Here is a 12,994-nt window from a genome sequence, read left to right as displayed (position 1 = left end):
GAAATCTGAGCAGTAAGACTATTCAATTGTTGCATGTCATTTGTACTAACCCTGCAATATATTCCAACCTTCTTTTCAATTCTAGAACGTACAGCCGGAATATAGTTTACTTTCTTTTCCATTTTCACTCCTTGTGGCTAATCAACATCAATTTCATTTTATCTATGATGAATAGCCTATTTTTCTTCAAACCACACATATACTCTAGTGAAAAATCAATTTACAATCATTCCGTCAACTTGCCATCACATCTTAACAATCCTATCTCCACAACCTACCCGTTTTCAAGCTGTCAACTCGACCCTACGGCATTTTAGCCGTGGATATGTTTAGTTCCTCGATTACAACAAAAAATTCGAGAGCTGAAGTTTAACCTTCAACCCTCGGAAATCCCCTTATTTCAAGTCCTTTTCACACATTACTTCTGAACCCTTGACATCAACGCTACGCACTCCACATGATAATAGGAGAACTGTACATTTTATTTCCCAGCCGTAAACTGCAAATCATATTCCAGATGCAGCTATGTGGAAATATCAGATTCGTTAACGATGCATGTCAACTCCCTTGGTAATACGGTCGAGGGGATTCTTTTTCCCTCGTATCCCAATCCCCACAAGATCAAGATCATCTGTTTTATACTTTGCAATCTCGGCGCGATTATCTTCATCATTGTAAGTTGTAAATAATTCATGCGTATAAATGGATACTGCCATACCTTTTTCGGTAGCACTCTTCATGATTTCTTTCAGCTTATCTGCTGATGCTGTATGAATCATAATCGGTTGCTGCGACATCGGAAGGTACTGAACTCCATTCGCGTCAATATATGGTTCGCCAACAATATCCTGTGTAGCGGCAATCCCACTGATAAGGAAAGCTGTGACGTTCAGTTCCTGCCACGGTTCAAGATCATCCCTTAATATCACCTTAATTTTCGTGTCAAATGTCATCATAATGAAACTCCTGTTCAAATGCTATGTCTGCCCGGTCAAAGGGGAACTTTTCCTTATCCACTGGGATTTCTGTAAAACCGTACTTTCTATACAGATGAACTGCATGTTCACACTTACGATTTGAAACAATCAGTACCTTATCCAAGCACTGCTCTCTTGCGTAATCAATGCAGGCTTTTAGACAGGCACTGCCTGCCCCAGTTCCTGTGTACATCCCTCTAGCAGCAAACTTCATGATCTCCCAATCCCCATCTGGTCTAGGAGCAATCATACAGCTGGCCATCACACCGCCGTCATCATCTACAGCGAAAAAGATCTGGCCGCCTTTCTGGATGTATGGTTCGATATTCTCAAGCTCCCGGATATCCTCCTGCTCTATGACGAACATTTCGGATATCCACCTCTTATTCATTTCTACAAAGTCATCTTTATACTTTGGATCATAAGAAACGATTTTCATGTCTCACTCTCCTCTCTTTGTTTCCTGCTTTTGTTCAAAAGATCCGTTGCCGTACTAAGTGCCTGTACGAGAGATACACACTCCTCATTAGTTAATTGTTCAATGATTTCCCCAATCTCTTCATCAGACTTACGAATAAAATCCTCTGCACGTCGGATACCGGATTCTGTGAGATAAAGGCAATACGATCTTCCATCGCTTTCAGATGCCGTCCGAAGAATATAGCCGTTCTTCTCATGGCTCTTGATAATCCTGCTCAGATAGCTTTTATCAATATTCATTACCTTTGCTATGTGCGCAGCATTGCAGCCTTTATTTTCATATATCTCAAAAAAAACTCTTGCTTCCGTCACAGGATATTCCGAGCCAAGATAGTGATTTCCAAGGAGATTCATGGATGACATATATAATCGATTAAATTCTCGAATTCTATGCACCGCTTTCTGATTGCTCATATGATTCACCTCTCAATTAGTGGACTATGTCAACAAATTATATTATATTCAACTTAGTGGACTATGTCAACCTCTTTTATATAAAAATAAAGCTGTAACTCGTGAAGATTTAATCTAATTGTAAGAGCGGCGGTCTTCTTGGTTGTCGCTTTTCTATTGTTTTCTTGACAACAGTTCCGTTAACTCAACCTATCTTTCTGACAGTAGTTCCCTTGTCTCGCGGGATAAAAAGCAGTTCTATAGCCTCAACCCAACAATGCTCTTAAACCGGGGCTACTTTTTAACGATAAAAAAAATAAGGTTTCCATCAATCGGTGATTGTTACCGAAAGTCTGGAAACCTTTGATTTCAAGCTATTTACAGTCTATTTATTTATCTTTTCGTGACATCAAACAGACTGTCTCAACGTGAGAAACTTAGGCTATTTCCAAATATATCTACAAGCACTGTAAAACCTTGATTTTATGTATGTTTTACATTAATTCTATCTACTCACCACTATCATTTTCAACTAGGCTATTTTTGCCCTTATGCTGTATGTAAGAAATCATTTCATCTATTGTGGCTAGTCTATCATTCATCATTAGTGTAACCTTAGGATACCAACCCAAAGCCTCTGCGATTTGTTTCTTTTCATCTTCTTTTTGAAGTTCTTCACTACATTTCTCACAGGCATTAAGCTGTTCAAAAGAACAAGATCCAAATGCAGCATGACTCACATCTTCAATTCTATGTAAACTTTTGCAAACATCACAATACACATAAATCGCATCATCCAATAATGGAACAAGTTCCCCCTGCTCATAATCAGCATTTAGCTTTAAGTACATCATACATAATTCCTACCTTTCTTCTTTTGGTAGTACTATATATCACTCGTGAGGCACATAATAGCAAGTCATTTATTATACAAAGATGAAGATAATTATCCGACTACTTTTTCTTTGAGCTATACTTATTTGCGCTGCGGTGCTTTGTCCCCTCTTCATCTACCGTGACATTGCTTCTCTGAGTTTTTCTTTTTTGCACTGCCTCAAAAACTTCCTTAGAGATGATTGCCGGGTTATTATCACTGATTAAATAATATGTACTATTCTCATCAGATTTCAAAAGCTCCGCTTCTCCGATATACTTTCGTTTGGTTAGCGTCAACTCAACAGTTCGTTTGTTCCACTTATCCTTGCCGGTTGGTGATTTGATACCTAGATTTTCTAGTTCTTTCAAGATGCCTGTTACGCTTTTGCCACCAAGATACAAGTTGAATATCTTCTGAACAATAGTTGCCTGTTCCTCATTAACAATTAATTTTCCGTTCTCATCGCTATCATATCCGTAACATTTTCTATCAGCTAATTTTGAAGTTCCGTATTCGACCTTCTTCTTAATACCCCATTTGATGTTTTCGCTTCTACTCTCGTTTTCTGCTTGTGCCAATGCCTCCACGATGGAAATCATCAGCTGGTTGTCGGTTTCAGCGGAATCCAGATTTTCTTGTTCAAAAATAACACGAACATCGGATTCTCCTAGTATCTTCAAAGCCTCGAGTGTATCAACAGTATCCCTGCCAAACCGACTAAGACTTTTGGTTATCACTATATTAATTTTCTTTTGCTTGCTATCTTCAACCATACGAGCAAAATCTTTTCTTAGAGATTTGGACTTACTGGATGCAATATCAATATAGACATCAACTAATCTCCAAGTATCCACTGTAGCCACAAGCCTAGTAAGTCCGGAAATCTGAGCAGTAAGACTATTCAATTGTTGCATGTCATTTGTACTAACCCTGCAATATATTCCAACCTTCTTTTCAATTCTAGAACGTACAGCCGGAATATAGTTTACTTTCTTTTCCATATCAACCTCTTGTGGCTAATCAACATCAATTTCATTTTCATCTATGATGAATAGCCTATTTTTCTTCAAACCACCCATATACTCTAGCGAAAAATCAATTTACAATCATTCCGTCAACTTGCCATCACATCTTAACAATCCTATCTCCACAACCTACCCGTTTTCAAGCTGTCAACTCGACCCTACGGCATTTTAGCCGTTGATATGTTTAGTTCCTCGATTACAACCAAAAATTCGAGAGCCGGAGTTTAAACCCCAACCCTCGAAAATCCCCTTATTTCAAGCCCTTTTCACACATTACTTCTGAACCCTTGACATCAACGCTACGCACTCCACATGCCTCTCCTGGTAAATAGCGCTCTTTAGAAAACACATGAAAAAGCCTCCGACATATTTATTTACGCTGAAGGCTTTAATAGTTTACTGTCTTTCTAACAACGATACGCACTACACGTGCGTCACAAGTGGCCAAGGACGCCCTGACTCAATATCCGGATGACGCGGTTCAGTGTCAACACTTCCATATTTATCGCGCAGTTCATCAATTAGCTCCAAACATGATGCTGCAACATTGGCCGCAGCACCAGCTTCGTTAACCATTGCAAAGAGTTTTTTTCGCAAATCTGACACATCGACGCTATAGTATTCATAGACATGCGGCAATGTTTTTTTACCCACAGCTATTTCATTTATCATTTCTTCTAACACTCGATCAAATTTAAGGCCTTCCTCCCCATAGCTTTGTACTAATACCAATAACCCCTCTTCCTTTGCAATCTCTGCTATTAAAGGCTTTATTCGTGACTTGTCGGTGGCAGAAAGCAGGTTATAACGCTGTAATAAATTGTGATATACATCTGGATGACGAACGACTAAATCTGCTATACTCCCCGAAAGCAGACCATGCTGATTTCCGGCCACCTTCCCGCTACAGACTAGGTTAAGAATTCTTTTGGCCGCTAAAGCCGTATCACGTAAAACCACTGCATTCAGCCAATAGTAATCTTTATAAAACCGTGGATCAGCTTCCGCCAATTCGAATAAAGATAACTCCGCCGGCGTGTTCGGAGCATACGCAAGGGCAGCTAATAATTGCTGGAGCCTGCGAGGTTCTTTAAGATGTTCTTTTCCTAAATCTAAAGCTTCAACCAGAGCTTCTGGCCGATTGGAAAAAGGTAATAGTTGCAGCCATTCTTCAATCTGATTATGTTGCTCATTTAACAGCCATGGCTTCTTCTTAGCATCTTCCAATAGCTCTTTTAGCCCCTGGATACACATATCAGCTTCTATTTTGTATCCTGCAATTACGAGCGTTTTCAAAAGTTCAAGCTTCTCTGACAGTGGCAACGGTACCTGCAAAAGGTCGAAAGCAATGGAACCCTTATCACCATGAGGCATACTTAATGCTATCTTGGCAAGTTTCAACATATGTCGGTGTTCTTTATCGGTGCAGGTAGATGCGTTGATATCATGTATAGCAGAAAAAATCGCTTCAGCAAATGGTGATTGTGACTCACAGATTATACCTTCTTGCTGGCGTCGCAGATGCCGGGCAGCTACTTCTGAAAAATCTGGCCATGGTTTAAAAGCTTTCCTCTCATAATCGCCCTGTTGTTTATCCCAGATAATTTTTAGCACATACGCTGCCTCAATCCCAAAGTCAAGATCGGATAGGTATTGAAGCATCAATTGAGTGACCTTATCTCCACCAATAGCTGAAAAAGCATCTTTGTAAATGTTAGTATAGCAAATAGTAGCATCTTGAGAAGCATGTCGATCCCTTGGGTTTGCAGCAAATTCATGCTTTGCCCGTTTCCATTGTGAAAGGTCTTCCATCAGAAGACTTTGTAGCCTTGCAAAAAGCTCTGGCTTTGGGAAAAATGATATTACTCGAACAACTGACGATAATTGTTCACGGCTTGCAGATAGCGATTTTAGCATCTCGACCCATTGATTAATAGTCCTAACAAGAAACTCTTGAAGGTCTTTATCCATATTTAATAATTCTGTTTCGTTCTTTTGAGCATGTCGAGCTATAATATCTGCCAAAACTGCAATAATATGTGGATCACGGGTATTACTATATGATTGTAGTGCCGTTATGAGCGATGAAGATTGACTGTGACTAATACGGTCAATTAAACGCCAGTATTCGCTTCTCGTTATCTCTTCGATTGGCCCATCCATCTCCTGGATCTTTTTATCAAGTTTAAGCAGCTTTTCAATAAGAACACTTACTGTCTTTGGCCCAGCTATCACAGTCGCCTCGTCTGCAAAACGATTTTCTTGGGCAGTATTAACAATCAGGTCAATAATGGCTCCTTCTTCGACAACTCCTGCGTCCCTTAATAAGTCAATCGATCCGTAAGGAGTTTTGCTTCCAGTCTCAATACGACGCAGAATTCCCCTTTTGACTTCTTGAAGGTATTGATCCTTTGCCTTTACTAATGTCCAATAGGCGTTATTATCACCTATTGGGAATTCATCCGATACTATGATATCTTCAACTTGCTTTCCAATATAAGGACTGATTTCACCATCATCAAGAAGCAAATTCAGTTTTTTTAATACATTAATTTCTTCTGTAATATATGCTAGGTGTTCTTTTTTCCATCGTTCCGCAATTTCGACGTCAGTAATTTCACTCGCATAATTTCTACAGGCTAACATCTGCCAAATGTCTTCCTTCGCGGCTTTGATGATCGCAATGGCAAACCGCTCTGCACGCCGAAATAAAAGAGACTCAATCACCGCAAATTGTACTTTGGTACTTGCTTCTGTCTTGGCAATATTTGTAACAATATTTATTCCATCAAGGCCACTCTTCATAGCGATTTCTGCCAAGACACTTTCACGCACTTCTTCAGGTACAGTGGCCAGTCGCTCTTGGATACTAGTTCCTAAGACGCTCGGTCGGAATTGCCGAGCGGCGCAAAGGGCTTTTAGATGTATTTGGTCATCGTCATGGGTGACTAATGGCCAAATCTGTTCCGCAAATTCCGGACGTCCAGTAGTGATCATAAAACCAATTGCACGATCCACTTTACCTGGCTTATGCCAGCGTAATGCGAAAGCCTTAATCTCATCTTGAATGATGTCCCAGACACCTGTCGAGGATCTATAAATCATTTCTGCGGCAAGCATGGGATCGACCGTAATTGACTGTAGAATTGCGGCAGCAACTGCTTTTACACTTTTGGAATCACGATGAGATAATCGTTCACACGCAAAAAGGATAGGCTCCTCCCATAAGGGTAAATTAAGAATATTGAAACTCAGTTGTTTTACTGCTTCCACATCACCTTCTTCTGCTGCTAGCATCAATTTCTCGACATCAAAAGAAGCATACCACTCTTGGATTTGCTGGTGTTGGAATGAAATCCCAGCATTTCCACTTGACCAAACCAACAAATGCTGATTTACTAACGTATCAAGGACGTCCTGAGGCTCCGGCCGACCTGTTATCTGTCCTTTTATTATCAAATCATTTTCGATCTGACTAATTACAGCACGTGCCATATCATCCCGAATCACTGTATTGGAAGCACTGATAGCTTTTGAAGCCAACCCTACAAGAATGACCTGATGGCAACCTAAAAGCTTTTGCCTTAAAATTAAAGCCCTTTCCTGCTCCTTCTCGTATTCTGTGACAAAACGATTTAATATCTCTTCCCTAGTTTTCGGCATTTCCCCAATGCTCGCATAGGAAAGCAGCCAATTTAGATAAAGGGGAATCGCTACTAACTCGCTCACCCCATCTGTTTGCCATGCTTGCTCTAATAATGCTATTCCATTGTCCCCAAGCAATACAAGGGCAATCTCCTGCTGTTGTTCATCAGAAAGTGCTTTAAGTTCAAGTTTTGTCCCAGCAATCGGTAAATCCCCTACTTGGGGTCTTGTACTAATAGCTATCTTTATACGCGGGAATTCACGTTTGAGAGTTTTTATTTGTTTACTAACACGAAGCTTTGCTCCATACTCAAGTTCGTTCCACCCATCCAACATAAGCTGCAAACGCCCGTGGCATGCAAGTAGCATAAAGTGCTGTTCACGGAAATCGCGAAAAGCATTCCTTTGGGTAAGCATTCTAAAAAAGGTGTCTGATTGCATTGCCCATTCTGCGAGCGGAATGACAACAGCTATCCCGCCTTCCGATGCGAGAATAGTATCTGCAAGCTGCACCATTGTTGTCGTTTTCCCATGCCCTGGTGCGGCAATAATGGAAATTTCATTGACAATTTCCATTGCAGTCGCGACGCCTGCAATGCTAAATATATGGACTCCGCTAGTGTCCTCCGAGGTCATATTAATAGGCACTACGTGTTTCGGCCAACCCCGCTCATCCTTGAAAGTCTTGATATCTATTTTAGCGGCGTTACGTAGTCGAACTATAACTTTCTCAACATCGTCATCCTGCGGCAATGAAAGGCTTCGAATTATTTCCAGGTCCGCTTCATCCATCTCGACGGGAATCTTCCTTATTAGCTGTGCATCAATGCTTGACCCTGCAATAGCAGCAAAGGATCGACTCTCAGCTGTACGTTTCCAATCATCCAGCAATGAAACGGGAAATGCGTCTTCATCACGATCTATGAGGATTGAGCAATTGCTACAAAGCCAAATACCATTATTAATGTGTTTTCTCTGGTCTGGAGTAAGTGCCGGATTATATCTGGGTCCACCGGGGGCTGCCGCAGTGATATGTGCAGCTATACCAGTAATAATAACACCTTCACTACCAGACTTTGCACCTACTGTAGCCCTCTGACAATTAGGATTTGAGCATTGCCAAGCAACACGCTTTGCAAGTTCCGTTATCGTTTTTTGTTTAAAATCATCTCTGTTAGACATAATCTAAGTTCTGCTCCCAAATATTAAAAATCTCACCAATTCAATTAGAACATGAAAACAACCTATATACTACAATTATATACCTATTATTCCCACCAAGCTATAAATGTCACCCTAAAACTTCTCCTACCTCAACTCCTGTCTTAAAAACAAAAGTCGCCTCAACTAAGGACTTCACACTGACCTTTTCAACCAGCCGACGAAAAAGCTCCCCATCAAAACGCTCAAGAGGTGAATACTGTTCTTGTATGAACTGTCTCAATTCATCAATCCGCTGAATTCGGATCACTTTTTGGCCTCTTCATCCAGCAGCTTTTGTCGCAATCCCCTAAACCGCTCAATTTCGGCCGTCAGTTGGCTATACTCGTTATCATACGCTCCAGTATCAAGTCCGGTCTTTGCATTCAAGCGGACTAAACTCATTATTTCTTGCTGGAGCTCAGCTAGCCGGTCGTTTATTTGTTCCTGGGTAAATTCATGTTCAATCGCATCAAGACTTTCATAAATATTATCCATTAACTTTTCCATAAATGCGTCTTTACCACCAATGACCTTGTTCATGGCCCTTACAAATGCTCGTTCAAGCTGGCGTTCGATCATCGCCTTCTGTGGACAAGCCTTATCGCCGTTCATTTTATGGTTGACGCATATCCAGACCGGCTTCTTCAGTTTTCCTACACCCCACATCTGCCGGTTAAACTTGGCTCCGCAATTGCTACAATATAATTTCCCTGAAAACGGGTACTTACTGGAAAATTCGCTTTTTCCCGTTTTAGAGTAGCCTCTCAAATTGTTTCGTCTGGCGAACTCCGTCTGAACCGCTGAAAACTCTTCTTTTGTTATAATTCCTTCATGACTGTTTTCAACATAGTATTTAGGAACATATCCATCATTACGAACCCGCTTTTTAGTAAGAAAATCCACCGTATATGACTTTTGCAACAGCGCATCGCCCGTATATTTTTTGTTCTTCAAAATCTGATAGATATTCGAATCATGCCACTTTGTACGCCCCGCGCCATTCTTTATGCCATCCTTTTCTAAGCCTTTGATTATGCTTATTGCACTTTTCCCCTCGAGAAATTCCCGATATATCCGCCTTACCACTTCAGCTTGCTCGGGTACAATGACAAGATTTCCGTTTTCGTCTTTGGTGTAGCCCAAAAACCACTTATGATTAACAAAGACCTTGCCTTCTTGAAAGCGATACACGATACCCATACGGGTTATTTTCGATAAATTTGAACTCTCCTCTTGCGCGAGCGACGACATAATACTAATCAGCAAATCTCCCCGCCCATCCAACGTATTGATATTCTCTTTCTCGAAAAATACAGCAATATTTTTTTCTTTAAGCTGGCGCACATATTGAAGGCAGTCTAACGTGTTGCGCGCAAACCGGCTGATTGATTTCGTCATGATCATGTCAATCTTTCCCGCCATGCAGTCATCAATCATCTTATTAAACTCAGCCCGCTTTTTTGTGTTCGTACCGCTAATCCCTTCATCCGCATAAATGCCTACAAATTCCCATGCAGGATTATTAGCGATTAGGCTGGAGTAAAACTTGATTTGCGCCTCTAACGAACTGAGCTGATCTTCATTATCTGTTGAAACCCGGCAATAAGCACATACTCTGGTTTTGGCAGTCGGCTCAAGCCCTCGAAGCTCTTTAATCTGCTTTGCGGGTATAACTTCTATTTTCTTTCGCATTTTTCACCTGTCCCCTCATTGGCTTATATTTCTGATATAATGTAGTGCCGTTTTTTAGAATCAACTTCACCTCGCCTGGTTCGAGAGCTACAATCTCTGCAAATACTTCTTTGAAGCGCTCAATATCCAATTTTGTCATCTGCATGGGATATTTCTCAAAATGCTTTTTAATTTTCTCGGTTTCATAATCCGTTAAATCCAACGGAGCAACCGCCCAATCGTTTGCCGTTCGCTTGTTTATTAATACATTCAAGTCATTTTGAAGTTCCTGTAATCTGGCCTCATCGGCCATTCTCATCTGGTCAATCGTTTCATGAATCAATAGATCCAGTGCTTTATCTGAGTCAGACAAAGAATTTTTTGTATTGGAAAGAAATTTCCCATCAAGCCAGTCCCTTCGAACCTTGTTGTAAACTTCAATACAAACCACCTCGAGCATCTCTTCATAAATATTACCGCTCGCCTTACATTTCCCCTCATTTTTAAGCCTATAGTTTCGGCATCGCCAGCTTGCCTTTCTCGTACTACTGTTTTGCCGTTGCAACCCTCTTATATAATTGCTGCCGCAACTTCCGCACTTGATAAAGCCGGAAAATGGATACATTCTTTTTTCATTACAACTTTCATGCCTTGTAGCAATCGCTTTATTCTTCTCTTTTTGGCGTACATCTTGGGCCGCCTCAAATATTTCCCGAGCAAGAATCATCGGATACCGGCTGTCATTTCCCAGATACCTTTCATCCGTTAAAATCTTGGAAACCATGCTGTATTGCCATGCACAGGAGTCGCCGCGCGGCCGCATAATTTTATGGTTTATTAGATACCAGGTGATTGCGTATCGATTCATCCCCTGAATGTATTTTTGATAAATCAGTCGCACAACCGCGGCTTTTTCTTCATGCAATTCTTTCTTACCACGGAAATTCAATTTATAACCATATGGATACGAAGGAACTGATGCCATGCTCATCACCTCACACTTTATCGTCGCCGCGCTGCAATTTATAGCGTTCTTCAAGCTCCATACCATTTTTCAAGCGGAATACGATGCACTCCCGCTCCTTGACTACCAGCTTGTCCACAATGGTTTCAAAAAGTTCCGTATCAAAGCTCTCTAGCGGATTATCTATCCCTTCAAAAAACGATATAAGTTCATCAGTTTGTTTTACCCGCTCGTCCTGGCCTTCAATTTGTTGAATTATACTGTTGCGCTCTGCCCTCAGGCCACCAAGTTTGCCGATTAATTCTTCATGTTCAATACGCAGAAGGGTCTTATCCGTTACGCCCTTCTCATACAACTGGAGCAATACATGCTCTTGTTTTAACAAACTATCAATTTCAGCATTAATATCATCAAGCTTATCTCCGCCGATTTTGGCATGACTAACCATTCTAAGTGTGGTGGAAAAGTTCGCTAATAGATGCCGATTCATAAGCAGCTTGTTGAAAACCCGAACGAACAGCCTCTCGATCGTATTGTTTTTGATGGGCCGCATATCGCAGGTGGATACTCGCCGTTCAATATAGTTAGCACATCCCCAGAATTCCTGCCTGAACGGCTGTGAACAATTATGAATTTGATGCCTAAAACCTCGTCCACAGTTGCCACATACGATCTTGTGCCTAAAGGGGTATCTGGTCTGATATTTCCAGGCCATTTCCGGACTATAACCTTTCCCACGTGCGCGTTCGGCCAGAAGCTCTTGAACTAGCTCGAACTTTTCCCGTTCAATAATCGGCTGATGATTATCCTTGATGTAATACATCGGAGCCTCGCCCTCGTTTGCTTTTCTCTTAAATGTAATGCTATTAGCGGTGATGGTCTTTTTAAGAATTGCATCGCCTACATATTTTCATTTTTAAGCATCCCCAATATCACCGAAGGCTGCCAACGTGTACCACCTGACACATTTTTAATCCCATCTGCTTCTAAATCTCTTGCGATGAGCGTTACCCCTTTACCGGATATGCTTTCATTAAATACCCTTCTGACGATAGCTGCCTGCTCTTCGTTAATGACAAGCCCGCCTTTGCCATCCCTGTCATAACCCATAAAGCGCTCTGTCACTAAATGCATCTTGCCTTGCTTAAACCGCTTTTGATTAGACCAGCGAATATTCTGGGACGTAGATATTAGTTCTTCTTCTGCAATGGAGCTTAATATGGTAAGAATAAGCTCACTCTCGGCGCTTAAAGTATTAATATTTTCCTTTTCAAAAATCACCCCAACGCCCCAGCCTTTCAAAAGACGGACTGTTTCAATACAATCGGCAGTGTTTCTCGCAAAGCGGCTGATGGACTTAGTGATAACAAGGTCCAGCTTACGATTTTCGGCATCCCTGATCATTCGCAAAAATTCCGTCCGGTTTTTCTTGCTTTTTCCGGATATCCCCTCATCCGCATAAATGCCGGCGAATTTCCAATCCGGATTGTGTTCAATCATCGCGCTATAATGCCGAATCTGAGCGTCAAAGGAATTCTGCTGTTCTTCGTGCATCGTGCTTACCCGGCAGTACGCACAAACACGAAGTTTACTGATTCTTTTCCCAACCTCATCAAAGCCGGGTACAGCTTTAATGGTTAAAGTGGACCCCATTGTCAAGACCATTTTTTGCTAACATTTAAGTTTGGTCAAAGGCTAGTTATAAAAATATACTTCTGCTGGCTTTTTATAATCCAAGCTTTGGTGATACCGTTCAGTA

The 12,994-nt window shown here is 41.2% G+C and carries 11 protein-coding genes; all 11 read right to left on the bottom strand.

Going from position 1 to position 12,994, the window contains the following annotated elements; genetic code table 11:
• Positions 1–545: 545 nt before the first annotated feature.
• Positions 546–953: a DUF2000 domain-containing protein gene (locus tag RVY80_RS10025; RefSeq protein WP_317330515.1), complete on the bottom strand. Its 408-nt coding sequence runs from the start codon at positions 951–953 to the stop codon at positions 546–548.
• Positions 943–1,416, bottom strand: coding sequence for a GNAT family N-acetyltransferase (locus tag RVY80_RS10020; RefSeq protein WP_317330514.1), 474 nt, complete (start codon positions 1,414–1,416; stop codon positions 943–945). The genes RVY80_RS10025 and RVY80_RS10020 overlap by 11 nt, the downstream gene beginning before the upstream one ends.
• On the bottom strand, positions 1,413–1,871 hold the full coding sequence (locus tag RVY80_RS10015) for a MarR family winged helix-turn-helix transcriptional regulator (protein WP_317330511.1): 459 nt from the start codon (positions 1,869–1,871) through the stop codon (positions 1,413–1,415). Before RVY80_RS10015 ends, RVY80_RS10020 begins: the two co-directional genes overlap by 4 nt.
• A 488-nt stretch (positions 1,872–2,359) precedes the next feature.
• Positions 2,360–2,704, bottom strand: a complete 345-nt coding sequence (locus RVY80_RS10010) for a hypothetical protein (RefSeq protein WP_302531134.1) — start codon at positions 2,702–2,704, stop codon at positions 2,360–2,362.
• A 100-nt stretch (positions 2,705–2,804) separates the two neighbouring features.
• Complete coding sequence (locus RVY80_RS10005) at positions 2,805–3,728, bottom strand: recombinase family protein (protein ID WP_302483533.1); 924 nt, start codon at positions 3,726–3,728, stop codon at positions 2,805–2,807.
• Positions 3,729–4,175: 447 nt separating this feature from the next.
• The gene (locus RVY80_RS10000) at positions 4,176–8,579 is read right to left on the bottom strand and encodes an NACHT domain-containing protein (RefSeq protein ID WP_317330510.1); all 4,404 of its coding nucleotides are present in this window, start codon (positions 8,577–8,579) and stop codon (positions 4,176–4,178) included.
• Positions 8,580–8,688: 109 nt separating this feature from the next.
• The gene (locus RVY80_RS09995) at positions 8,689–8,868 is read right to left on the bottom strand and encodes a hypothetical protein (RefSeq protein WP_317330509.1); all 180 of its coding nucleotides are present in this window, start codon (positions 8,866–8,868) and stop codon (positions 8,689–8,691) included.
• Positions 8,865–10,292 carry a recombinase family protein gene (locus RVY80_RS09990; RefSeq protein WP_317330507.1) on the bottom strand — a complete coding sequence of 476 codons (1,428 nt, stop codon included), beginning with the start codon at positions 10,290–10,292 and terminating at the stop codon, positions 8,865–8,867. Before RVY80_RS09990 ends, RVY80_RS09995 begins: the two co-directional genes overlap by 4 nt.
• Positions 10,252–11,256 carry a recombinase family protein gene (locus tag RVY80_RS09985; protein WP_317330504.1) on the bottom strand — a complete coding sequence of 335 codons (1,005 nt, stop codon included), beginning with the start codon at positions 11,254–11,256 and terminating at the stop codon, positions 10,252–10,254. The genes RVY80_RS09990 and RVY80_RS09985 overlap by 41 nt, the downstream gene beginning before the upstream one ends.
• Before the next feature lie 10 nt (positions 11,257–11,266).
• Positions 11,267–12,097: a recombinase zinc beta ribbon domain-containing protein gene (locus RVY80_RS09980; protein WP_411040814.1), complete on the bottom strand. Its 831-nt coding sequence runs from the start codon at positions 12,095–12,097 to the stop codon at positions 11,267–11,269.
• Between the two features lie 38 nt (positions 12,098–12,135).
• Complete coding sequence (locus RVY80_RS09975; RefSeq protein WP_317330499.1) at positions 12,136–12,888, bottom strand: recombinase family protein; 753 nt, start codon at positions 12,886–12,888, stop codon at positions 12,136–12,138.
• Between the last annotated feature and the right edge of the window lie 106 nt (positions 12,889–12,994).

The organism is Veillonella absiana (assembly GCF_032970865.1).
Taxonomy (GTDB): domain Bacteria; phylum Bacillota; class Negativicutes; order Veillonellales; family Veillonellaceae; genus Veillonella; species Veillonella absiana.
The sequence above is the reverse complement of the archived record's forward strand: the minus strand, read 5'-3'. Positions and strand labels throughout refer to the sequence as shown.

Excerpts from the sequence above, each read along its gene's own strand:
- RVY80_RS10025 (WP_317330515.1), bottom strand. The coding sequence starts at position 953 with ATGACATTTGACACGAAAATTAAGGTGATATTAAGGGATGATCTTGAA.
- RVY80_RS10020 (WP_317330514.1), bottom strand. The coding sequence starts at position 1,416 with ATGAAAATCGTTTCTTATGATCCAAAGTATAAAGATGACTTTGTAGAA.
- RVY80_RS10015 (WP_317330511.1), bottom strand. The coding sequence starts at position 1,871 with ATGAGCAATCAGAAAGCGGTGCATAGAATTCGAGAATTTAATCGATTA.
- RVY80_RS10010 (WP_302531134.1), bottom strand. The coding sequence starts at position 2,704 with ATGATGTACTTAAAGCTAAATGCTGATTATGAGCAGGGGGAACTTGTT.
- RVY80_RS10005 (WP_302483533.1), bottom strand. The coding sequence starts at position 3,728 with ATGGAAAAGAAAGTAAACTATATTCCGGCTGTACGTTCTAGAATTGAA.
- RVY80_RS10000 (WP_317330510.1), bottom strand. The coding sequence starts at position 8,579 with ATGTCTAACAGAGATGATTTTAAACAAAAAACGATAACGGAACTTGCA.
- RVY80_RS09990 (WP_317330507.1), bottom strand. The coding sequence starts at position 10,292 with ATGCGAAAGAAAATAGAAGTTATACCCGCAAAGCAGATTAAAGAGCTT.
- RVY80_RS09985 (WP_317330504.1), bottom strand. The coding sequence starts at position 11,256 with ATGGCATCAGTTCCTTCGTATCCATATGGTTATAAATTGAATTTCCGT.
- RVY80_RS09975 (WP_317330499.1), bottom strand. The coding sequence starts at position 12,888 with ATGGGGTCCACTTTAACCATTAAAGCTGTACCCGGCTTTGATGAGGTT.